The sequence below is a fragment of the Corynebacterium sp. genome (assembly GCF_052107835.1).
Taxonomy (GTDB): domain Bacteria; phylum Actinomycetota; class Actinomycetes; order Mycobacteriales; family Mycobacteriaceae; genus Corynebacterium.
This window is the reverse complement of sequence record NZ_JBQEDF010000014.1, coordinates 18,188-41,198: the sequence shown is the minus strand read 5'-3', so window position 1 is coordinate 41,198 and position 23,011 is coordinate 18,188. Positions and strand designations below refer to the sequence as shown.

Below are 23,011 nucleotides of genomic sequence, written 5' to 3'. Positions count from 1 at the left end.
ACTGCCTCTGCGTCCGACGACCGTGGTAATTTCCGTGCATGGGCCGAACAGACCGCGCCAGTCTCCTGATCCACTCGGACCGCGAGACCGTCTTCTCTGCGCTGACGGACAGCAATGCCCTGACCGCATGGCTCCCTCCGCGCGGAATGCTCGGGCGGTTCGAGCACTTCGACATGCGCACGGGTGGTTCCTACCGGCTGGTGCTCACGTACCTGGACCCCACGGGCAGTCCCGGGAAAACCGCCACCGACGAGGATGTCTCGGACGTCCGGATAACGCGGCTGGTCACCGGGGAATGCCTCGAGCAGGAGATTGACTTCGTGTCCGACGACCCCGCGTTCCAGGGCACGATGACGATGCTGTGGATCCTCCGCAGTGGTGGGGAGGGAACGGACGTGGAGATCACCGCCCGGGACGTCCCGCCCGGGGTCCGGGCCCGTGACCATGCCGAAGGGATCACCTCGTCATTGGCGAACCTCGCCGCGTACCTCGAGCCGTAGCGAGCCCTGGGACAGGTGAACTGACACCGACGATCGCGGGACCCAGCCCGATATCCGTGAACACGGTTCACTTTACTTTTGCCCACGATTCATCTTGACCCCATAAAGTGCGCGTTGACCGCAGCAGGCGCCACCTCTCCTGCATACCGGAAGACCCTCACAGCTTAGGAATCAGATGTCTCGCAACCGCCGCGCACCAGCCACGTTCTGCGCAGTAGCCAGCTCCATCGCCCTCACCGGATTCTTCGTACCGGTGGCATCCGCACAGGAACTCCCCCTCCCCGAATCGTCCTCCGTCGACTCGACGGGCGGATCGTCCATCAGTTCCTCACTGCCCGGGTCCTCACTGCCCGGCACCGGTGATCCGGGACAGGACGCCCCGAAGAACATCATCTACATGGTCGGCGACGGCATGGGCTACAACCATGTCGCCGCCACCAATCTCTACGAAAGCGGCCAGACCCGCCACCAGGTCGAGGGTGAGCCCGGCGACGTCGCCCCCGTCGAAGGCGGAGAGGCCGCCCAGGTCTACGAAGGGGACGAGTGGAACCAACGTGGCATGTCCACCTACCAGGACGGAAACTCCTACGATCCTGAGCGCGCGTGGGCCGATCACGACTACGTCTCCGAGGACTTCACGGATTCCGCCGCCGCCGGAACCGCGATGGCCACCGGATCGAAGACCACCAACGGGATGATCGGTGTCGACACGGACGGGGAGACGCTCAACAACACTTCCGAGCAAGCCATAGCCAACGACAAGTCCGCCGGCGTCGTCTCCAGTGTCCCGTTCAACCATGCGACCCCGGCCTCCTGGGCCGCGCACAACCCCGACCGGAACGACTACCACGGCATGGCGGACGAGATGCTCGACAGTGACCTGAGCGTCATCATGGGTGCCGGTCACCCCCTGTACGACGAGGACAATCAACCCACTGACCCCAACTACGAATGGATCTCCGAGGAGAGCTACTCCGCACTTTCCTCCGGCGAGACCGACTTCAGCTTTGTGGAGGAGGACGCCGACTTCGCGAAGCTCGCCGACGGCGACGTCGAGCCGGACCAGAAGTACTTCGGCCTTCCCCAGGTTGCGTCGACGCTGCAGTACAACCGCTCCGGCGAGTCGGAAACCCCCGGTGACGTCGAGCACAACGATGTCGTCGATCTATCCACGATGGCGGAGGGAGCACTGAACGTCCTCAACCAGGACGAGAAGGGCTTCCATGTGATGATCGAGGGCGGTGCCATCGACTGGGCCGGCCACGACAACAGTACGGCCCGTGACATCGAGGAGGTCCAGGCCTTCAACGGTGCCGTCGACACCGTCTCCGACTGGGTGGAGGAGAACTCCAGCTGGGACGAGACACTCGTTGTCGTCACCGCCGACCACGAGACCGGCTACCTCACCGGGCCCGACAACGACCCGAACTGGTCCGCCCTGACAGGCGACGCCGACGCTGTCCCCGACCACGCCTGGCACTCCGGGGGCCACACCAACCAGCTGGTTCCGGTGTTCTTCCGGGGCCCCGGAAGTGACGACATCATCGGGGCCGCGGACGAGGTTGATCCGGTGCGCGGGAACTACCTCGACAACGTGGAGATCGCGGACCTGACCATCAACAACTGGTGGCGGAAGTAGGGGCACTCACCGCTGCTTGCCCTTCAGGCCGCTCAGGAGGAACCCGGCGACCGTGTTGCCATACCGCCGGAGGGCACGGTCGAGCGGCTCCCAGGCCAGCAGCCATGTCGTCAACAGCGCCAGGACCAGGCAGATGCAGAAAACCACGAGCGGGCCGTACGTATCGAGGCTTCCGTCGAGCACCGGCTCAAGGGCACGCACCACGAATCCGTGGAGCACGTAGACCGAGAGACTGTGCCGGCCGATGGCGGCAAGCGTGGACTCCCGGTTTCCGGTCCACACCAACAGCGTCAGTGTCATGAGCAGAGCACCGGCACCGAGGATCAGGCGAAACACTGCCCCCTCAGGAATGCTGACATCCAGGTTGGTGAACCTCTGGTTGCCGTAGAACCATTCCTTCTCGGGATCGATGACGTAGAAGTACCCGACCGTCGCCACAGCAGCGAGGGTGAGGACGAGCTTCCACCGGACGGTGAGTCTGCCGGCCCAGTGAAGTATCTGCGCGCCGTAGAGCTTCCCGATGACGAAGAACGGCCAGAACACCAGGGTGCGTGCAATGGCGAACTCGCTGTCGATGTTGGGCACGGCAGCGCCGAAGAGGCCCGTCATCAGTGAGATGACGAGAGCTGCCCGGGGGAATCGTTCGATCAACGGGACGGTGATCATCCACCACGCCATCGACAGAAGAAACCACGTGTACCAGAAGGGCGTGAGGAACGTGTAGTCCGGGTCCAGACCGAAGATCCACATCCATCCCCACATGAGGGGTAGCACCGTGGCCAACAGGACGAGAAAGAAGAGGACACGCTCCGCGAGCCGGCTGGACTTCGCTGTGATACCCGCAAGGAAGATGAACGCGGGCATGTGGAACGCGTAGATGAGAATCATCGGTGCGCGCAGGACATCGGAATCCCAGGGCGCCGTCCTCGCCAGCAGATGACCGAGCACCACGGTGAAGATGAGGACACCTTTGGCACGGTCGAGGCGGTGGTTACGGGTGGACATTCAGCCACCATAACGCGAGTGTGGTCCGTCTCACAGTCAGCCTGCCAAGAACCGCCGCCGCATCCACTGCGGCCGGCGGAACAGCCAGGCGAAACCGCAGGAGGTGAGCACCCTGTGCAGGCCGAGGCACAACGCCGCGGTGATCCCGCCGAGAATCAGCGGCTGCAGCGGTAGCCCGGGGTCGGACGGCAGGACGAGGTCGAAGAGGAACGTGACCGTGGCCAGCACCATGATGTGCATCAGGAACACAGGTAGCGTCCTCGCCCCCACCGCGGACAGCGGCCGGAGGACCGGCCACCCCTCCATCGCCGAGATGGTGCTGATCACGGCGACGATGCCGACCGTCGCCAGGAACACCCGCATGGGGCCGGTGAGTCCGAAGTTGAAGTGGTCGTAGGAGGCCTCGATCCACAACGCGACGCCGGCGTACACCGCCACCGACACCACAATGACCAGCAGTGACCGCCGCTGCGCCATCCTGTGGATCCACGGCGCCCCGTACATCCCCAGCAGGTAGAAGAAGTAGGTGTGCAGGATGTCGTTCCACGGCCATCCGAGCTCCGCCGTCGGGGACAGGACGGCGACCGCGCCGGCGACCAGGAGCTGGATCACCGGCGGAACCCTGCGGGTCAGCTTCGAGACCACGGCGAAGAGCGCCAGCGCGTAGAGGAACCACAGGTAGGACTCGGGGCCCAGGACGGAGCCACCGATGCGTTCGAGCATCGGACCCCAGTTCCCGGGGTCGGTCCCGGGGGGCGCGGGGATGCCATCACGGTGTCCGACCGAGGTCAGCGGCACCATCGACAGCCAGATCTCGCGTATCGGCACCCACAGGACGAACAGCCAGACCATGATCCAGACTCGGCGGTCGGCGTACTTCCGCCACCGTTCCCCCAATGCCTTCGCTGCGAACAGACCGGAGAGCAGGAAGAACAGCGGCATGCGCATGGGGCCGATCATCAGGTTGATCTGTTCCCAGACCCCGGTGTCGTAGCCGTTGTTGTTGAGGTTGATGACCGCATGGCCGGCGACGACGAGCAGGATGCACAGACCTTTGGCGGCATCGACCCAGCCGACGCGTCCGTAACGCGTCCTGGTCGATGCTTCACCGTTTAACGCCCCAGCCCCCGACGACGTGTGGACGCGTGAAGCCAGTTTGTCCGACTCCAGGGCCTCCTCACCAGACGGCACGCGGTCACTCCTTCGTCATCCTTCGGGGGTACGTCATCAGAAACGGTCAAGCGCCATCGGAGAAAGTCCATTCCGCGCCAGGCGACATCTTCCCATGGCAACGTGCACGAACTGATGACTCTACGTCGTCAAAGACCCTCCCCGGAAAACCGAACGTGAACCGGGGAGGGTCTCGGAATGAAAGGGTGGTTAACCCCGATCAGGTCACTAACCTAATGTCAGACCGAACACCGGCACGGCAAGCGCGAACACGGTGATCGTGATCAGGAAGACAGCAATGACGTTCAGCCAGATTCCGCCCTTCAGCATATCCCCGGCCTTGACGTAGCCGGAACCGTAGGCGATCGCGTTCGGCGGGGTCGCCACCGGCAGCATGAACGCACAGGTCGCGACCAGCGCCGTCGGCGCAACCAGGAGCATGACGTTCATCAGACCGTCGCCGGTCAGTCCGATACCCACGGCGACGCCGCCCATGATCGGGATGAACGTCGCTGCGGTTGCGGTGTTGGACGTGAACTCGGTCAGCGCCAGGACGACGGCGGTGATGGCGAACACCAGCAGAACGATCGGCAGCGCCTCCATGCCCTTGACCATTTCACCGATCCACAGCGACAGTCCGGACGCGGTCACCATCGAGGACAGTGACAGACCGCCACCGAACAGGATCAGCACGTCCCACGGAATCCCCTTGGCGTGCTCCCAGTCCATGACCCGGGTTCCGCGGTTGTTGACGGGAACGAGGAACATCAGGACGGCTGCGGTCATGGCGATCGCGGCGTCCGCGATACTGATCGACCACCAGGAGACGTACTCGGCGAGCAACGGAATGGCGATCCAGGCGATAGCGGTGCACAGGAAGATGATCCCGGCGATGACCTCGGGCCGGGTGATCCTCCCCATGTCGTCGATCTCCTTCTGGATCAACTCCTTCCCGCCGGGGATCTCCTTCATCTCGGGCTTGAACACGGTGACGAGTACCCACCAGGCCAGTACCGTGAAGATGATGGCCAACGGAAGTCCGACCATCATCCACTTACCGAAGCCGATCTCGATCCCGTGGGTGGAGTTCATGTACGCGGCCATCAGTGCGTTCGGCGGCGTACCGATCAGCGTGCCGAGGGAACCGATCGACGCGGCATAGGCGATCGCCAGCATCAGTGCGGTGGCGAACTTCTTCTGGTTCGCGTGCCCACCCACGCGCTCCGCGGTCAATGCGAGGACGGAGATACCGATCGGCAGCATGACGACTGCTGTCGCCGTGTTCGACACCCACATCGACATGAAACCGGTGGCGATCATGAAGCCGAGCACCAACTGTTTCGGTTTCGTCCCCACGAACCGCACCACCAACAACGCAACGCGTCGGTGGAGTCCCCAGCGCTGAATGCCGAGCGCCAGCACGAAACCACCCATGAACAGGAAGATCGTTGGTTCCGCATACGGTGCAGAAACATCGTCGATCGGAGCGACCTGGAGGATCGGGAAGGCCACCAGCGGCACCATGGCCGTGGCTGCCAAGGGCAGTGCCCCGGTCATCCACCAGGCACCCATGAGCACCATGATGGCCGCCGTGATCTTGATGGCGCTGAGGTCGAAGGGGCCGTTCTCGTCCTCCGGGTGCGCCTCGTTGACGAGGTCCGCACCGTTGGACGGGAAGACGAAGTAGATGATCACCGCAAGGAGCAGACCAACCCCGAGGCCTATGAACCTCTTCTTGTTGTTGGCCCGTTCCACACCTTCCTCGCCGCGTTGCGATTCACCTTCCACGGCGTCTGTGGCGCTGACCTTCTCCTCCTTGCCCGAATCCTCGAACGTTGTCGCACCGGTTCCGGCACCGGAGCTTTCGGCGTCGGGTGGTACTCCGGCCTGCTCGTCCTTGTCAGACATGGTCTGTCCTCTCCTTGTTCTGTGAACGTCTCCACCCAGATTAGGGTCTAAAACTATTGATCGCCCAATTCGCACCTGTTTTTATTTTCATTCACCCGGCGGGGGTTACCCCCATTTTCCCTCCCCCTCATACCCCCGGCGGAATACACCGTGGAAATTCCCCGACGCATTCCCCGGTGTACGGCACGTCCCCCGGGGACGCCGTTACGCGCCTTGCCGTGCGGGTCCCCGTGTAGCCTGTGTGGGGCATCGGCATCCGCCCCACGTCAACCACCGTCCCACGTCCAGCCCAGGAGACCCCGCACCGTGCCCATCGCGTCTACAGTGTCCGCCTTGTTCCGAGGCAGCCGAACCCCGGATCTCCCGGCACCCGGCCCAGACCGGGTCGCCGTGGTCACCGGCGCGTCCTCCGGCATCGGCCGGGCCATTGCCCTGGAACTGGGGCGCCGCGGCCACAACCTGCTGCTCGTGGCCCGCACCACCGGGCCGATGGAGGAGATCAGCGACGAGCTCGCGGCGTCCTGCCCCGACGTCAGCGTGGAGATCCGCTCCTGCGACCTCGCCGACCGCATTGCCCGTGGTGTCCTGATCGAGGAGCTGGAGGGCCGCGACGTCCACATCCTGATCAACTCCGCCGGCGTGGCCACCTTCGGGGAATTCCGGAAGCTCGACCCGTCCTACGAGCGCACCCAGTTCGAGCTCAACGCCACCGCCGTCTTCGAACTCACCGCCGCCGTCCTGCCGCGGATGGTGGCCAGCGGCGACGCCGGCGTCGTCAACGTCGGCTCCGTCGCAGGTAACGCCGCCATCCCCAACAACGCCACCTACGTCGGTACCAAGGCGATGGTCAACACTTTCACCGAGGCACTGCACTACGAACTCAGGGGCACCGGCGTGCGGTGCACCCTGCTGGCGCCGGGGCCGGTGCGGGAGGAGGTCAAGGAGGACGCGGAGCGTACGATTGTCGACCGTGCCACCCCGGACTTCGTGTGGACGACCTACCCCGATTGCGCAGTGGAGACGCTCGACGCCCTGGCGTCGAACAAGCTGCGCGTCGTCCCCGGTGGGCTGTCGAAGGTCGCGAACATGATCTCCACCTACCTGCCGAGGCGGGTCACCGCGCCGCTGCTCGGCGCAGCGTACTCGCGGATGGCCGAAGACTAGACAACCAGAGGACGAAGGACCCGCATGACACCGAACCAGACCGCCAAGAACGACCGCATCGTCTGGGTCGACTGCGAGATGACCGGCCTCGACCCCGAGCGCCACGTGCTCGTCGAGATCGCCGCCGTCGTCACCGACGCGGAGCTGAACGTGCTGGACGACGGCATCGACATCGTCATCCACGCCACCGAGGACGAACTCTCCGAGATGGACGAGGTCGTCGTGAAGATGCACGGTGAATCGGGACTGACCGAGCAGATCCGGTCGAGTGCCGTGAGCGTGCAGGATGCCGAGGCCCAGGTTGTGGAGTACCTGAAGCAGTACGTGCCGGTCGCCGGGGTGGCTCCCCTGGCGGGGAACTCGATCGCCAGTGACCGGAAGTTCATCGTGAAGTACATGCCCGGGCTCGACGGGTTCCTGCACTACCGGATGATCGACGTCTCCTCCATCAAGGAACTCGCCCGCCGCTGGTACCCGCGGACCTACTCCAGCCAGCCCGCCAAAGGGATGGCGCACCGGGCGCTCGCCGACATCCGGGAGTCCATCCGCGAACTCGACTTCTACCGGCGTGCCCTGTTCGTGGAGCAGCCCGGACCGACGAACGGTGAGGCGAAAGCCCTGGCCGACCAGTCGTCCGAGGCGTACCCCATCTGATCGGAGACGACTACGCTGGCCGTTTGGTCCCCGGCTCACCGGTGGTCTAGTATGAGTCCCGCTGCAACAACGGTGCCGGTCAACGGTGCCGTCATGCGCGAATGGTGGCTGTAGTTCAGCTGGTAGAGCACCAGGTTGTGATCCTGGGTGTCGCGGGTTCGAGTCCCGTCAGCCACCCCAACAACGACGGACCCCGGTTCGCCCCCGCATGTCGGGGCGTACCGGGGTTCCGTTGTCTTTCAGTTCGGGCACAGCGATCGCAAGAGGTTACGGGGCCACAGCAGCCCTCCGGGGTGTCCCAGCACCAGCCCTACAACCCCCCAAAACGTAGCGCCGGGAGGTCAGCCGTGCTCCCCGTCCTCGGCACCGCCGATCCGGTGCGTGCACCCGTGGCCGTCTCCCTCCCCTTCGTCACCGACCCCAGGCAGATCTACGTGCTGATCTTCCTCCTCCAGTCGGCCTCGGCGACCTTCACCCCGACATTCCAGGCAGTGATCCCCCCGGTCCTGCCCGACCAGGACGACTACACCTGTCGCACACCCACACCGTGTGCGGAAGAAGTCCGGCACCGCAACACTTATGCCCTGTCACTTGTGCCCTGTCGTGCAAGCACTGGGACGCAGAGGAGCCCGCCGCCATCTCCGCACCGGTTTCGGCACCTCAGCTTAAGAGGACGTGGGCAAAGCGGTGCGAAGTTGCCCATCGGCACTCTCGCGACCGCCTTCACCCCGCAGACACGAACGAGAATCCAAGGCTCCAGCGTCGCCTGGCCACTACCGCCGGGCGGAGAACAGCCCGGACAGGCCGTGACGGCGCAGGGTGAACCACAGGGTGGCCAGGCCATCTCCCCCGACAGCGCGGCCATCGGTGATGCGGTCCATCTGCATCTCGTACCAGTTGGTGCCCAACAGGTGCTCGAGCGACTCGTCCAGCTTCTTCACGTGCGTCGACAGGCGTGGCAGACGCACCCGCTCACGGTTGCCGTCCACGATCACCTCGTTCGGCAACTCGGGCAGCAGCACCAGCGGACGGGCGATACCGATCAGGTCGGCGAGTGGCCCGTCCCCGTTCCCGTCGAGCCCGCGTTCAATGTCCGAGGCGCAGCGGAAGCCTCCGGTGAGCATCACCGGGGTGCTGACCACCTCCTTCACCCGGCGTGCGTAATCGGCGAAGAAGATCTCGCCGGTCGCGCCGCGGGCATCCAGTTCGTCACCCTGCATCAACGGGGCGGTGTAGCTGCCGCCGGAGATCTCGATGACGTCCACGCCGAGGTCCGACAGGCGGGATGCGACCTCGAGGGACTCGTCCTCCCCGAATCCGCCCTCGACGCCGTCGGAGGAGTTCAGCTTCACCGAGACAGGGAAGTCCGGTCCGACCTCCTCACGGACAGCCTCGTAGACCTCGACGAGCAGGCGCATGCGTCCCTCCAGATCGCCGCCGTACTCATCGGTGCGCCTGTTGTCCGCCGGGGACAGGAACTGGTTGATCAGGTAGCCGTGCGCGGCGTGGATCTGCACGCCGGTGAACCCGGTGGACTGCGCAATCTTCGCGGTGTAGCCGAAACGCCAGACGATCAGGTTGATGTCATCGATGGTGAGCTCGCGCGGATCGGCGAAGAACCGTCCCGCCGGACCACCCAGCGGAACCTCGCTGGGGGCGACCGGGAACTTGTTGACGGCACGCGGCGACTGCTTGCCGGGGTGGTTGAGCTGCATCCACAGCTCCGTGTTGTTCGCGGTCCCGGCCGCGGCCCAGTCGCGCAGCGCGTCAAGGTGCCGGTCATCGGAGACGACGACAGTGTTCGGCTCACCGAGGTGTTCGGGGTCGACCATCACCGCTCCGGTGATCAGGACGCCCGCCCCGCCTTCCGCCCACCGGCGGTACAGGTCGATGTGCTGGTCGGACGGTCCGCCTGACGGCGTGGCCAGGCCTTCGCTCATCGCGGCTTTCACGAGGCGGTTCTTCAGTGTGGTGCCGCAGGGCAGTTCCAGCGTTGCGGCGACCGTTGCAGGGCTCACGGTGACTCTCCAGGTCTCAGGGTAAAAGAAGGATGTTCAGGACGGCGTGATGTGCCGTCTGCCCCCACACTGTACCCGGTGTAAGGCTGTGGTAACTCATGCTGCAGCGCATAGGCCTACACACAGGTCAGAGCACACAGAATTATGTTCCGTCACCGGTTCCCCGGGCCGCCGCCGAAGTAGATTCCGGAGTGCAGCGCGCACCCCGGGTTGAACGGGGCGGCACAGGACGGGCAGGACGGTTCGCGTTGTTCCCCGTCTCCGTCATCCTCCCCGTACAGCGACAGGTACTCCCCGACCGTCATCCAGTGCCCGCACGTCCGGCACAGGACGGCGGGCTCCCCCGAGGACTCCCCCGACGTCCCGGCTCCGGCGGGCCACGGCTCCACCGCATGGTCCTCGTTCTCACTGTGGCAGTGCAGGCAGGGGTAGACATGTCCGCAGCAGTGGAAACGGATCGCAGCCACGTCCAGGGGCGAGTGCCAGTGGGCGCAGCCGACTCCGCCCAGCAACTCCCGTCCGTCGTCCGGCGACCACGTCATGCCAGCGCCCTCTGCTTCTTCCTGTTCTGCACCGCACGGCTGCTGCGGCCCTTCCTCACCCGCGCTGCGGCCCACGGCCACACCAGTTTCTCGATCTCCACGATCAGCAGCACGGTCACGCCGATGCCGGTGCACATCAGCCACTGCTGCCAGGTCAGGGGTGCCAACCCGATCAGTTCCGCAGCCGCCGGCCAGGCCGTCATGACCCACTGCAGCAGGAGTGCCAGCAGCGCCGAGCCGAGCAGCAGCGGGTTGCTGAACGGGTTGAGTGCGAACAGGGACCTGCGCAGGGCACGGGCGCTGAAGACCTGGAAGAAGTTGAACATCACCATGGTGATCAGGGCCAGCGTGCGGCACTCCTCCAACGGCAGGCCGGCGTCGTGCGCAACACGGTAGACCAGCAGTGTGCCCACACCCATCCACAGACCGGTGATGACCGTGCGGATCCACATGCGGGTGTCGAGCACGCCCTCGTCCTTCGAGCGCGGCTTCTGCTCGAGTTCATCACCCTCACCCTTCTCGAAGGACAGCGCGATGTCCTGGATGCCGTTGGTCACCACGTTCATGATCAGCAGCATCACCGGCAGGAAGATCAGGGGCAGGTCGGTGAAGGTGTTCACGATCACCGTCAGCATCAGGGCGAGACCGTTGGACAGCAGGAAGAACGTGGCCTTGCGGATCGACGAGAAGGTCACGCGGCCCAGTCGCACGGCGTCGACGATGGTGACGAAATTGTCGTCGGTGAGGACGACGTCCGCGGAGTCACGCGCCACGTCCGTACCGGATTCACCCATGGCCACGCCGATGGACGCGGACTTCAGCGCCGGGGCGTCATTGACGCCGTCACCGGTGACGGCCACGGTCTCCCCGTCGGCCTTGAGCAGTTTGACGATGCGCAGCTTGTCCTTCGGGCTCATCCGGGCCGCCACCGAGGTGGTCTTCAGCCGCGCCTTGAGTTGGTCGTCGTCCAGGCTGGCCATGTCACGCCCGGTCAGCGCCTCGTTCCCACCGCGCAGGCCGAGACGCGCGGCGATGGCTTTCGCCGTGACCGGGTGGTCGCCGGTGATCATCATCACGTGGATACCGGCCTTCCGGCACTCACCGATGGATTCACGCACACCCTCGCGCGGCGGGTCCATCATCCCCTGGAGGCCACTGAACTGCAGGTGGGACGGGGTAGTGAGGACGCCTCCGGCGGGTTCCTCCCCGACAACGCGGGACGCGGTGCCGATCACCCGCAAACCCTCCTGGGCCATCTCCTGGTTGGCCGCCAGGATGGTGTCCAGTTCTGCGTCGGTGATGTCGCAGTAGCCGGCGATGACTTCGGGAGCCCCCTTGACGTGCAGCACCAGCGTCCCGTCCTCCTCCCCCACCAGGGTCTGGGAGTAGGCGTACTCCGGTTCGTAGGGCATGTCGGCCACCGGGGACGCACTCCGTTCCTCCGGGGTGACTGCCTCAGCGCGCAGCGCGGCCTCCGCCATCGCGACGTCCACCGCGTCCCCGATGAGTTCGGCGGAGACGTCCCCTCCCTTGTGTGCGGCGTCGTTGGTGAGCGCACCGGTGCGCAGCGACGGGCCCTTGTCCAGTGCCCCGCCGTCGGGTCCCTCCGGGGTCCAGACCCGCTCCACGGTCATCCTGTTGACGGTGAGCGTGCCGGTCTTGTCCGAGCCGATCGTGGTGGTGGACCCCAGGGTCTCCACGCTGGGCAACCGCCGCACCACCGCGTTCCTGGCCGCCATCCGGGACACACCGACGCCCATCGCCACGGTGAGCACCACCGGCAGTGCCTCGGGCAGGGCGGAGACGATCAGGGCGACGGTGGTCCGGAAGGCGTCTCCCATGTCGGTGCCCATGATCACGTTCGCGGCGAACACGCCCACACCTGCGACGATGAGCACCAGGCCGATGACCCGTTCCAGGCGGTCGGTCAGGACCTGCAACGGGGTCTTGTCCGAGTCTGCCTGCACCAGCTCGGCGATGGACCCGAGCTCGGTGTCGTAGGCGGTGGAGACCACCAGGCCGGTCGCGCGGCCGGACACCACCAGCGTGCCGGAGTAGGCCATGGTGACCCGGTCGCCGACCGGCGCATCGTCCGCGAGGTCGCCGACCTCGGTGTCCTTCGTGACGGGCAGTACCTCGCCGGTCAGCATCGACTCATCGACCCGCAGGCCGTTGGCCTCCATGAGACGGAGGTCGGCGGGGATCTTGTCACCGGATTCCAGACGCACGATGTCCCCGGGGACAAGGTGGTCGGCGTCGATCCGGGCCATGTGACCGTCACGGACGGCATTGGCCTCGGGTGAGGACAGTTCCGCCAGGGCGGCGACGTCCTTCTCCGCCTTGCGCGCCTGCCAGTAGCCGATCGTGCCGTTGAGCACCACGACCAGGAAGATCACGACCGCCTCGAACCATTCCTGCTGTGCCAGCGTGACCGCACCGGCGACGAACAGGAAGATGATCATCGGCGTGGCGATCTGGCGCAGCAGCACCACGTACCAGGGGTCGGACTCCACCTGGTCGAGCTCGTTGGGGCCGTAGGTCTCCAGGCGCCTACCGGCTTCCTCCGTGGTGAGACTCGCGTCCTCCCCCGGCACCACGGCGGGGAGGTTGAGTTTCTCCCTCGTCTCGTCCATGCCCAGGTTGTGCCAGTGCTGGTCCAGCTCGCCGTGCTGTCCCTCTTCGATCTTCTGCGCGATGTCAGCCAACGGGCCGTCTCCTGCCGGGGTAATGGCGTTCACTTCACTGTCTGTGGTCCCCAGCGTAGTCCCCGCCACGGACATGCCCGGGTCCTCGGGGGTGATGCTCCCCGCTCACCCGGCGCAGGTCCGGCACCGCACGTATCGTTGCCCCCAACCTCAGGGAGGACACCCCAATGACAGACCGTTCCGCACAGCCCGAACCCGCCACCCTCGACTCCGCCGGCGGACGCCACACGCTGAATTTCGACCGCGTCGTGCCGTGCTCCGTGCAACGCATGTGGCGCGCCGCCACAGCACCCGAGGAGCTGGAACTGTGGTTTCCCGCCACGGTCGAGTGGACACCGCGCACCGGTGAGATGATCCAGGCCTCCGGCATGTCGGGGGAGGTCATCGAGGTCGACGCACCACCGTCCCTCCCCGCCACTCTGTCCTGGACCTTCGCGGGCGACGGCTACCGTATCGAGGTCGACGGCATCGACGACGGAACACCGTCAAGTTGCCGGCTGATCTTCTCCCACACCTTCGCCGACGGTGCACTCGCCGCGCAGACCGCGGCGGGCTGGGAGGCGTACCTGCGGAAGTTGGACGCCCACCTCATCGGCGGTTTCCTCGCCGACACGGAAGCCCACGCCGGCTGGAGCGACGACCACGAGCGCTACGCCGAACTGTTCGGGGTGGACCCCTCCCCCGGACGGGCGTTCTGGGCGGAGATGCAGCGGTAGTCTGGACGTATGAGTTCGCCGCTTGTCATCGACGCCGAAACCGTCCGTGCCGCCCTGTCCCCCGGGGAGGCGGTGGATGCCATCTCCGCAGCCGTGGACGGTTTCGACCCCTCCACCGACATCCCCCGGCGCGCCGCGCACACCAGTCACGGCCACTTCCTGCTGATGCCCTCGGAGGTCGGCTCCTTCGCAGGGGTGAAGGTCGCCACGGTCGCACCGGGGAACCCGGCGCGTGACCTGCCGCGGATCCAGGCGTCCTACCTGCTCTACGATGCGGAGACCCTGAGGCTGCTCGCGGTGATCGACGGGACGGAACTGACCACGCTGCGCACCCCGGCGGTCTCTGTCGCGGCACTGCGCCCCACCCTGGAACTGCTGGAGGGGCCACTGAACCTGGTGGTCTTCGGCGCGGGTCCGCAGGGGGTCGCGCACGTCGATGCGCTGGCGGCGGTTCGCGACGAGCCGTTCGCGTCGGTGAATTTCGTGGTGCGCTCGCCCTCCCGGGCGGGCAGCGGGGCCAGCGAGCGCGGGCCCGTGCTCGCCACCGACTCGCAGGAGACGCTGGACGCCCTGGCCGCCGCGGACGTGATCGTCTGCGCGACGAGCGCGGACACTCCCCTGTTCCAGGCGCACCAGGTCCGCGATGACGTGGTCGTCATCGCCGTGGGCTCACACGAGCCCAACGCCCGTGAGCTGGACGCCGATTTCATCGCGGGGTCGAAGGTCATCGTGGAGGACGTCGACACCGCGATGGAGACCGCCGGCGACATCGTCCTGGCCAACTTCGAGGGCGCGGTGAATGCGCGTGACCTGGTGACGATGCGCTCGGCACTGACCGAACGTACCGTGGCCCCCGGGCGGCGGCCCGTGGTATTCAAGAGCGTCGGCATGTCCTGGGAGGACCTGGTGATCGCCGAGGCCGTGTACCGGCGGGTCTAGGAGCGTGGGCCTTCAGGTCATGTCCGGGAGGCACAACCGGCAGACCGACGGCACCGCACCGTTTTCGGTGCATCGGCTTAAGCAGAAATGGCCAAAGCGGTGCGAAGTTGCCGATGGGATCCTCTCCCCACGCCAGTGCCTCTCCGGTAGAGCCGTCAGTCCTTGGAGTTCGCGGCCTCGTCCATCAGCTTCTCGTCGTATTTGGCGCTGACGGTCTTCTTCCCGTTGTAGACGTCCCTGTCGATGTCGTCGTCGGCGTCGGCCACGAGCATCGCCACGAACGTGTCGCCGTTGACGTTGAGGAACGTCCGGAAGATGCCGGTGAACCAGTCCACGGCGATGAGCAGGCCCACCGCCTCCACCGGCAGGTCCAGGGAGGCGGCGAGGAACATCGCCACGACCGGGAACCCGCCGGGGACGGTGATCGTGCCCATGTTCAGCATGATGGACAGGACAACACCGAGCACGATCTGCCCGAAGCTCAGTTCCACCCCACCCGCCTGCGCCAGGAACATGATCACGATCATGTAGTTGAGCACGGCACCGTAGGAGCCCATGGTCAGCCCGATGGACAGGGTGAAGTTCGCCACCCGCTGGCTGACACCGACCTTCTCCACCGTGTTGCGCAGCACCGCCGGGAAGGTCACCGCCGAGCTGGTGGTGGTCACCGCGATCACGGTCTGCTCGGCGAGCTTCGCCGGGAGCTTCCACACGTTGAGCCTGGTCCGCATCCAAATCACGAGCACGAACAGCACCATCAGGATCAGCACCCCGGCGAGTGTCACACCCAGGTACTGCAGTGCAGAGGTGACCACCGACAGCCCCTGGTCCCCGGTCAGGGACGCGAGCAGGCAGAACACGCCGATGGGGGCGACGTACATGACGTACTGGATCATGGTGAGCACGACCGCCTGGATCCTCTCGAACATGGTGATCAGCGTGCGGTTCCCCGTTTTCGACATGTAGCTGTGCAGGGCGATGCCGAAGATCAGCGAGAACACGATGATCGGCAGCATGTCGGCGGTCGCCATCGCCTCGACGATGTTGGTTGAGACGAAATCCAGCAGTGTGTCCTGCCAGCCGCCGGCCGCTTCGGCCTCCTCCTCGAGGGACGGGTCGATCTCCCCCTCGAACACCATGCCGTCGCCGGGGCGGACCAGGCTTCCGAGGCCCCAGGCCAGGACGGCGGCGATGAAGGAGAAGCCCATCATCCAGCCGAACGTCCTGCCCGCCAGTTTTCCCGTCCCCTTGCCGGTCATCGACCCGGTCGCGACGATGACGGACGCCATGACCAGCGGCACGATCGACATCTGGATCAACCGGATGAACATGTCACCGATGAACTGGAGGTTCGCCGCCCAGTCGCCGACGATGAGTCCGAAGACGATGCCGGCGACGGCGCCGACACCGATGAGTAGGGCCGGGTTTCGCAGCATTCTCCGTCTGCGGATGGCCTTCGCTGCGGGGGTTTCTCTCTGCTCGTTCTGCGTCATGCGTGTAAAAGCTACGGAATCGATGTTTCCGGGAAGCGTCACAGTGGTGTCGGACGCTTTGCTGCCGCTGCGCCGGGTTCACACCTTCATCGAGATCTCCGTGCCACCCTGCCCCGGGATGGTCACAGACTCGAAGGCGCCGCTGTCACGCACCATTTCCAGGTAGTCGGCGTAGTCCTTCGCCGCGGCGACCACGTTGTCGCAGACGACCAGGGCGCCGGGCCGCAGGTGGGGAGTGATGATGTCCAGGGCGGGCAGTGCCATGGGGATCCAGATGTCCATCAAGACGAAATCGACGGGACCGTCGAGTGCCGCCAGCCGATCCGGCAGTGTTTCACGCAGGTCGCCCTCGAGAATCTCCGCGTAGTCCCCCAGGCCTGCGTCGGCGAGGTTCCTCCGGGCCTCCGCCACTTTCCCGGCTTCGTGTTCGGTACCGATCACTGTGCCCTCACAGACCACTGTGCCTTCGGCATTGTCAGCGTCGGCTGCCTTCCGGACGGCGTCGGCGAGGTAGATGGTCGATACCCCGTAGGACGTCCCGATCTCCACCACCCGCCGCGCCCCAGTACTGCGGCAGAGCAGGTGGCACAGCGCCGCCTTCTCCGGGTCCAGGGCGACCATCTTGTCGGCGAGTAACTCCTTTCCCGTGTCCGTCTGGGTGGGATCCCACGTGCCGTCCTTGATTCGGGAGCGGATCCGTTCCCGGATGACCGGAACGATGCTGCCGACAAGTTGCCGACGTGACTTCCCGTGCAGTCGGTCGGCCACCTCTCTGGCGGTGTCGTCCAACGGCGAAGGTGCGCGCTTGCTCTGTGTGTGGCTCATGTCCGGCCACCCTAGCGACTTGTTAGGTGACCCTATACGAGATTGGCGAAATTCGGGCCGTGCGACAGGGCACAGTAGGCGCGGGGACGTGGTCGCTACGGTGGACACATGAGCACCATCGATTCTCTCCTCAGTGTCGGCCCCATCATCCTGATGTTCGGTGGCCCGCCGATGCTCACGATGGCGGTGGTACTGGTGTTCCTCCACCGGGACGAGAAGGACAACACCGCGTCCTACCTCGACGCGGACCGCCGACTGGGGAACATTGCCGCCGGGGCGTGCAGTGCGGTCACCGGGGTGGTCCTGTGGCTCGCGTGGTTCAGCTGGGGCGATCCATCCGGGTACGCGACCTGGGCCATCGTCGCCGCGGTCATCTCCGCGCTCACTTTCATCATCGGCCTGGGACTTCTCACCAGATGGAAACGCACGGGTCCCTTCGTGGTGGCGTTCGGCGGCCTGTTCGGCTTCTCGACCTCCTTCGCGGTGGATGCCAACGGGTACGACACGACGGGAATGTGGGGCGTGGGGTACCTGATCCTGGTGTTCTGCGCCAGCATCGCGCTCGTGCTGATCGGCGCAGGGGTCTCGATCGTCCGGACGCGGCGTTAGGCACTGCTCCGGCAGGCTGCACCGCGCGGGGCCCCGGGGTGCGTGGCCACCATGCGGCCCAACCGTGTCCACCCCCTCCCCTATGGTGGTCCCCATGACCGACACGGCCGCGACACCCACCAACCCCTCCGACGACAGTCTGCGCATGCGTGCCACGGAGATCCTCCGGGAACTCACCGGCAATCCGGACGCGGCCTTCCGCGACGGCCAGTACGAAGCGATCAGTGCACTGGTCAGCGGGCACCAACGCGTCCTGGTCGTCCAACGCACCGGGTGGGGTAAGTCGGCCGTGTACTTCGTGGCGGCCCGTCTGCTGCGTGAGCAGGGGGCTGGCCCGACGCTGATCATCTCCCCGTTGCTGGCGCTGATGCGCGACCAGGTGGCCGCCGCGGAACGCGCCGGAGTCCACGCGGCGACCATCAACTCCTCCAATGTGACCGGGTGGGACGAGGTGCTCGGCCACCTCAATGACGGAACGTTGGACGTCCTGCTGATCTCCCCGGAACGACTGACGAACCCGCGGTTCCGCGAGCGCGTCCTGGGCCCGCTCCTGGATTCCGACCACGCCGGTGTCGGGATGATCGTGGTGGACGAGGCGCACTGCATCTCGGATTGGGGCCATGATTTCCGTCCCGACTACCGGCGGATCGGCGCGCTGCTGGAGAGCCTGCCCGGTGAACTCCCCGTCCTGGCGACAACGGCGACGGCGAACTCGCGGGTGGTGGAGGACGTCGCCGCGCAGCTGGGCGAGGACACCATGGTGGTGCGCGGAGCCCTGTCGCGCGATTCGCTGCGTCTGGGTGTCGCACCCACGGCCTCACCGGAACACCGGATCGGCTGGCTGGCGGAGCACCTGGGCGACTTCACCGGCTCCGGGATCATCTACACACTCACGGTCTCCGCCGCCGAGGACACCACCCGTGCCCTGAAGGAGGCCGGGTGGGATGTGGCGACGTACACGGGACGCACCGACGCCGAGGACCGCGAACGCCTCGAAGCGGATCTGAAGGCCAACCGGTTGAAGGCGCTGGTGGCGACCAGCGCGCTGGGCATGGGCTTCGACAAGCCTGACCTGGGATTCGTGGTCCACCTGGGTGCGCCGAGCTCGGCGGTGGCCTACTACCAGCAGGTCGGACGCGCCGGACGTGCCACGGAGTCCGCCGATGTGCTGCTGCTGCCCGGTCGCGAGGACCCGGACATCTGGGAGTACTTCGCCACCGCGTCCATGCCGGACGAGGACGAGGCACGGGCCGTGCTGGATACTCTGTCGCAGAGCGATTCCCCCCTGTCGGTGCCGGCGCTGGAGCCGATGGTCGGGGTGAAACGCAACCGCCTGGACCTACTGCTCAAAACCCTGCAGGTCGAGGGTGCAGTGGACCGGGTGGCCGGCGGATTCGTGTCCACCGGGGAGCCCTGGTCCTACGACGCGGGGCGCTATGCGGCGGTGGCGGAGACCCGGAAGCGCGAGGCGCAGGCGATGCTGGACTACGAGGCGGGGCGCATGTGCCGCATGCGCTTCCTCGCCGAGGCGCTGGATGACCCGCACGCCCACGACTGTGGACGCTGCGATGTCTGCGATCGCGTGTGGTGGGACGACACGGTCAGTTCCGACCGGGAATCCGGGGCGAGGAAGATCCTCTCCGGGGTCGGTGTGCCCGTGGACCCACGGGCCCAGTGGCCGAGCGGGATGGACAAGGTCGGGGTGCCGCTGAAAGGGAAGATCCCGCCGGACGAGCGGGTGTCCGGGGGCCGTGCGATCGCCCGCTTCACCGACCTGGGAGCCGGGCAGGTGGTGCGCGGGTTCCTGGCTGACAGTGCGGAGGACGCGGCAATCCCGACCAACATCGCCAACTGGTGCATCGAGGTCCTCAAAGGGTGGGACTGGGAGGAGCGTCCCGCCGTGGTCGTCGCGATGCCGGGCGTGACGCGTCCGGTCACGGTCACCGACCTGGCGGCGGGCCTGGCACGCATCGGGCAGATGCAGGATGGCGGGCAGCTGACCTACACCCGCGATCCTGGATCACCCGAGGTCAACAGTTCCTACCGGGTGCGGAACCTGCACGGTGCCGTCGACGTCGGGCCAGAGACCGCCGCCGCCGTCGACGGTCTGGTGGTGCTGCTCGTCGACACCGAGATCGGCTCGCGCTGGGCGCTGACCGTCGCCGGGCGCGAGCTGCGCCGCGCCGGCGCGAAAGCCGTCCTGCCGTTCGCGCTGGGGCTGCGCGGGTAGGGCACGCCGGATCCAGGCAACTACACGAGACGGGCCTCAATCCCGTCGAGGATGACATCCAACCCGTACTCGTAGACGGCCCTGTGGTCGGTGATCGCCTGGTACTTCTCACCGACCGTCGAACCGACACGTCCGGAGATCGGGTAGTCGTCATTGGCCATGATCTGCGTCAGGACCGGCTCATTGGCCTCCCACCACTCCAGGTCGCTGGCCCCGGAGCTCCGCGCGATGGTGGATGCATTGATGTGGGCGGCAGCACTTGCCGAGGCATGCGACTCGATCAGCGAGATGGTGTGGTCCATCGCGACGTCGTCGAGCCCGCACCCCTCCAGCGCCGACAGCTGCCACTCGTAGCGCTCGGACATATTCGGCCCGATCATCGGACGGTGGTTCTGCACCCCGAGCAACCACGGGTGGTTGTGCATCTCGTCCCAGGTCACACGGGACACCGTCCGCAGGCGGTCCCGCACCTCACCGGCACCGGCCCCCTCCCCGAACCCTGGCAGCTCCGTCCTGCCCATGACCTGGTCGATCATCAGCCCCAGCAGCTCGTCCTTGCCGGGGACGTACGTGTAGAGCGTGGGCGCGGACGTACCGAGCTGCTCGGCGAGCTTGCGCATGGACAGCCCGGCCAGCCCCTCGATGCCCTGGGCGTCAGCGAAGTCGATCGCGGCGTCCACCAACTGGTCGAGTGACCACTTCTTCTTCGGCCCGCGCGCACCGGATTCCTCACCCAGCCGGTGCCGCCACACCAGGTGCAGCATGCGGTCGGGGGACTGTTTCTCACTGTCATCGGCCATCTTTGACACCTTACTCCGAACGGTGTATGTTGAAAAGCCCTCCGCAAGTCCGAACACCGTTAGGAGTTATAGATGGGCACTGCCGCCCCACCCGCCATCCACGCATCAGACGTGGTCAAGACATACAAGGGACACGGGAAGGATCCTGACCACCACGCCCTCGACGGATTCACCCTGCACGTCCCCGCTGGCACCATCCACGGACTCCTCGGACCCAACGGAGCCGGCAAGTCCACCGCCGTCGGAGTCCTCAGTACGCTCACCACACTCGATTTCGGCTCCGCACGAATCGCCGGTATCGATGTCGGCGACGGCACCGAGGTCCGCCGCCGCATCGGCGTCGTCGGACAGGACGCCGCCGTCGACGAGATCCTCAGCGGCCAGCAGAACCTGGTGATGTTCGCCCGGCTCCTCGGCCTCCCCTCCTTGGACGCGAAGCGGAGGGCACGGGAACTGCTGGACCGCTTCGCCCTGACCGATGCGGCCACCCGTCCGGTCTCCGGCTACTCCGGCGGCATGCGCCGGCGCCTCGACATCGCGGTCTCCCTGATCCGCACCCCGGACGTCCTGTTCCTCGACGAGCCGAAGATGCTCAAGGGAGATACCCGTTGCTTGCTCTCCCAGTCTACCGGATATGCCTTGGCAGCGTAGAGATCCGGACAAGGACGTCCCGGCGTTCCTAGTCGATACGGAACCTGTTTCGGTACTCGTTCGGGGCGACGTTCAAGGCTCTGCGGAAGGCACGGGTGAGCGTGTCGACGGTACCGATGCCACACGCGGTGCTGCACCATCCATTCCTTCCTCGTTGACGCCGGCGTCGCCCCGTCAGAGGCGGCGCACTTCGTGCCGCACCAGGCCAATAGCGTCATGCTCGCCGAACTCCTCGACACCCTCGACCTGCCCAACGCGACCCAGCACTTGGTTGTCGAACGGCTCGGCAACCCCGGCTCCGCCTCCATCGCGATCACTCTCAGCGAACTCGCCACGCCCGGCCAAGCGATCCCTGGCGACTACGTGCTTTTAGCGGCATTCGGTGGTGGCATGTCCGTCGGCCTCACCCTCATACAGTGATGAACGGCACGCGCATCTACTGACTTGAAATTCAGGATTACGCAATGACGGATGTGAGGCAGTCTCCCTGAAGCGATTGGCTGCCTCATATTCTTGACCAAATGCTTCGTTATCCCCAGGCGGATCGTCCAGGATCGCGCGAATTTGATCCGTTCAACCCTTGCCAGGAACTCTCATCCTGTTCCGACCGGCTTTCGATCGTCCGAAAGGTCACGCCGGTGCCAAAGAACGACTGAAGCCCTCAGGGACGGCTGTCGGGCAATTGAGGGAGATCCCCGCGTCGTTGAGCGCTGCCCGCCCGGCGGGAGTGAGACGCACGGCCCGGGTACGACCCCTGCGGGAAAGCCATTCCTTATCCAGCAGAGTCTTGCAGATTCCCGTGCCGAGAGGGCCGGCGAGGTGGAAGCGGCGTTCGGTGGAGTCCATGCACGACCTGCCCGTGTCGAGCATCTTCGGGGGCACACCCCACTGTATGAACAAGCGATGACCTTGATTAGTGACCTGACAGTGCGAGTCGATGAACTCGTGCTCTTCCAGTTGTTCAGCCAGGCGCACCCCGAGCTTACCGGCGAGGTGCTGATAACAGGTGCGGCCTTCACGTAGGTTCGCATTCGCCCGTGACGCGCTGAGGCTGTGAGGAGTGGGCAGGGGCGAGCGGGCGACCACGCCAAGGCTCTCGACCACTCGTGCGATGTCTTCCCCGGCCAGGCGAATGTAGCGGTGCCGGCCCTGCCGAATGTCGTGGACGAGACCGTGGGTGACGAGCACGTCAACATGCTCGCTCGCCGTCGACCGGGCCAGGCCCGCGTACCTGCCCAGTTCACCAACCGTCCAGGCCCGCCCGTCCATGAGCGCAGCACACATGGCCGCCCGCGACGAGTCAGCCAGAGCCGACGCGACTGTCGAGATATCCGGGACCGCTTCAGGAAACACGCGCGCAACCATGCCTCCAGTGTGCACCCGGAACTGTTCGGTGACGACCGAACAATCGCAGGCGCAGTCTGAACTCACCAGATTCATTGC

At 65.9% G+C, this 23,011-nt stretch carries 20 protein-coding genes and 1 tRNA gene; 11 read left to right on the top strand and 10 right to left on the bottom strand.

The window, feature by feature from the left end; all coding sequences use genetic code 11:
* Window positions 1-38: 38 nt before the first annotated feature.
* Together ACTIL2_RS05585 and ACTIL2_RS05580 are read left to right on the top strand one after the other, a co-directional pair.
* Window positions 39-500 (top strand): SRPBCC domain-containing protein, encoded by a 462-nt coding sequence (locus tag ACTIL2_RS05585; protein WP_442336462.1) that lies wholly within the window; start codon window positions 39-41, stop codon window positions 498-500.
* Window positions 501-675: 175 nt separating this feature from the next.
* Window positions 676-2,139 carry an alkaline phosphatase gene (locus ACTIL2_RS05580; RefSeq protein WP_442336461.1) on the top strand — a complete coding sequence of 488 codons (1,464 nt, stop codon included), beginning with the start codon at window positions 676-678 and terminating at the stop codon, window positions 2,137-2,139.
* Between the two features lie 6 nt (window positions 2,140-2,145).
* Here ACTIL2_RS05580 and ACTIL2_RS05575 read toward each other — a convergent pair whose 3' ends face one another.
* The 3 genes from ACTIL2_RS05575 to ACTIL2_RS05565 form a co-directional block, all read right to left on the bottom strand.
* The gene (locus ACTIL2_RS05575; protein ID WP_442336460.1) at window positions 2,146-3,144 is read right to left on the bottom strand and encodes an acyltransferase family protein; all 999 of its coding nucleotides are present in this window, start codon (window positions 3,142-3,144) and stop codon (window positions 2,146-2,148) included.
* A gap of 36 nt (window positions 3,145-3,180) precedes the next feature.
* Complete coding sequence (locus tag ACTIL2_RS05570) at window positions 3,181-4,335, bottom strand: acyltransferase family protein (protein WP_442336459.1); 1,155 nt, start codon at window positions 4,333-4,335, stop codon at window positions 3,181-3,183.
* A 207-nt stretch (window positions 4,336-4,542) separates the two neighbouring features.
* A complete protein-coding gene (locus ACTIL2_RS05565; RefSeq protein ID WP_442336458.1) occupies window positions 4,543-6,222 on the bottom strand; it encodes an SLC13 family permease in 1,680 nt (559 codons plus the stop codon).
* Between the two features lie 333 nt (window positions 6,223-6,555).
* On the opposite strand from ACTIL2_RS05565, the gene cmrA reads away from it, so the two are divergent.
* The 3 genes from cmrA to ACTIL2_RS05550 all read left to right on the top strand — a co-directional run bounded on the left by cmrA (window position 6,556) and on the right by ACTIL2_RS05550 (window position 8,220).
* On the top strand, window positions 6,556-7,386 hold the full coding sequence (cmrA, locus tag ACTIL2_RS05560) for a mycolate reductase (protein WP_442336457.1): 831 nt from the start codon (window positions 6,556-6,558) through the stop codon (window positions 7,384-7,386).
* Window positions 7,387-7,410: 24 nt separating this feature from the next.
* Complete coding sequence (gene orn, locus ACTIL2_RS05555; protein ID WP_442336456.1) at window positions 7,411-8,040, top strand: oligoribonuclease; 630 nt, start codon at window positions 7,411-7,413, stop codon at window positions 8,038-8,040.
* A gap of 104 nt (window positions 8,041-8,144) precedes the next feature.
* Window positions 8,145-8,220 (top strand) — tRNA-His (locus ACTIL2_RS05550).
* A 593-nt stretch (window positions 8,221-8,813) separates the two neighbouring features.
* On the opposite strand, the gene ACTIL2_RS05545 is transcribed toward ACTIL2_RS05550, so the two are convergent.
* The 3 genes from ACTIL2_RS05545 to ACTIL2_RS05535 all read right to left on the bottom strand — a co-directional run bounded on the left by ACTIL2_RS05545 (window position 8,814) and on the right by ACTIL2_RS05535 (window position 13,305).
* Window positions 8,814-10,058 carry an NADH:flavin oxidoreductase/NADH oxidase family protein gene (locus ACTIL2_RS05545; protein WP_442336455.1) on the bottom strand — a complete coding sequence of 415 codons (1,245 nt, stop codon included), beginning with the start codon at window positions 10,056-10,058 and terminating at the stop codon, window positions 8,814-8,816.
* 152 nt (window positions 10,059-10,210) lie between these two features.
* Entirely contained in the window at window positions 10,211-10,600 is a 390-nt protein-coding gene (locus tag ACTIL2_RS05540) for a CHY zinc finger protein (RefSeq protein ID WP_442336454.1), read from the bottom strand.
* On the bottom strand, window positions 10,597-13,305 hold the full coding sequence (locus ACTIL2_RS05535; protein ID WP_442336453.1) for a cation-translocating P-type ATPase: 2,709 nt from the start codon (window positions 13,303-13,305) through the stop codon (window positions 10,597-10,599). Before ACTIL2_RS05535 ends, ACTIL2_RS05540 begins: the two co-directional genes overlap by 4 nt.
* 167 nt (window positions 13,306-13,472) lie before the next feature.
* Here ACTIL2_RS05535 and ACTIL2_RS05530 point away from each other — a divergent pair, with 167 nt between their 5' ends.
* Window positions 13,473-14,021: an SRPBCC domain-containing protein gene (locus ACTIL2_RS05530; protein WP_442336452.1), complete on the top strand. Its 549-nt coding sequence runs from the start codon at window positions 13,473-13,475 to the stop codon at window positions 14,019-14,021.
* 9 nt (window positions 14,022-14,030) lie between these two features.
* A complete protein-coding gene (locus tag ACTIL2_RS05525) occupies window positions 14,031-14,960 on the top strand; it encodes an ornithine cyclodeaminase family protein (protein ID WP_442336451.1) in 930 nt (309 codons plus the stop codon).
* A 155-nt stretch (window positions 14,961-15,115) separates the two neighbouring features.
* Here the strand turns inward: ACTIL2_RS05525 and ACTIL2_RS05520 are convergent, their stop codons facing one another.
* Complete coding sequence (locus ACTIL2_RS05520; RefSeq protein WP_442336450.1) at window positions 15,116-16,453, bottom strand: dicarboxylate/amino acid:cation symporter; 1,338 nt, start codon at window positions 16,451-16,453, stop codon at window positions 15,116-15,118.
* A 78-nt stretch (window positions 16,454-16,531) separates the two neighbouring features.
* Window positions 16,532-17,278, bottom strand: a complete 747-nt coding sequence (locus ACTIL2_RS05515; RefSeq protein WP_442336449.1) for an O-methyltransferase — start codon at window positions 17,276-17,278, stop codon at window positions 16,532-16,534.
* A gap of 108 nt (window positions 17,279-17,386) precedes the next feature.
* Here ACTIL2_RS05515 and ACTIL2_RS05510 point away from each other — a divergent pair, with 108 nt between their 5' ends.
* Complete coding sequence (locus ACTIL2_RS05510) at window positions 17,387-17,887, top strand: hypothetical protein (RefSeq protein ID WP_442336448.1); 501 nt, start codon at window positions 17,387-17,389, stop codon at window positions 17,885-17,887.
* Window positions 17,888-17,981: 94 nt separating this feature from the next.
* A complete protein-coding gene (locus ACTIL2_RS05505; RefSeq protein ID WP_442336447.1) occupies window positions 17,982-20,117 on the top strand; it encodes a RecQ family ATP-dependent DNA helicase in 2,136 nt (711 codons plus the stop codon).
* A 20-nt stretch (window positions 20,118-20,137) separates the two neighbouring features.
* On the opposite strand, the gene ACTIL2_RS05500 is transcribed toward ACTIL2_RS05505, so the two are convergent.
* Window positions 20,138-20,917 (bottom strand): TetR/AcrR family transcriptional regulator, encoded by a 780-nt coding sequence (locus ACTIL2_RS05500; RefSeq protein WP_442336446.1) that lies wholly within the window; start codon window positions 20,915-20,917, stop codon window positions 20,138-20,140.
* A 72-nt stretch (window positions 20,918-20,989) separates the two neighbouring features.
* Here ACTIL2_RS05500 and ACTIL2_RS05495 point away from each other — a divergent pair, with 72 nt between their 5' ends.
* Together ACTIL2_RS05495 and ACTIL2_RS05490 are read left to right on the top strand one after the other, a co-directional pair.
* Window positions 20,990-21,568, top strand: a complete 579-nt coding sequence (locus ACTIL2_RS05495; protein ID WP_442336445.1) for an ABC transporter ATP-binding protein — start codon at window positions 20,990-20,992, stop codon at window positions 21,566-21,568.
* A gap of 138 nt (window positions 21,569-21,706) precedes the next feature.
* Window positions 21,707-21,988, top strand: a complete 282-nt coding sequence (locus ACTIL2_RS05490; RefSeq protein ID WP_083476082.1) for a 3-oxoacyl-[acyl-carrier-protein] synthase III C-terminal domain-containing protein — start codon at window positions 21,707-21,709, stop codon at window positions 21,986-21,988.
* Window positions 21,989-22,198: 210 nt separating this feature from the next.
* On the opposite strand, the gene ACTIL2_RS05485 is transcribed toward ACTIL2_RS05490, so the two are convergent.
* Window positions 22,199-23,008, bottom strand: a complete 810-nt coding sequence (locus ACTIL2_RS05485; RefSeq protein WP_232254141.1) for an ArsR/SmtB family transcription factor — start codon at window positions 23,006-23,008, stop codon at window positions 22,199-22,201.
* Window positions 23,009-23,011 lie beyond the last annotated feature (3 nt).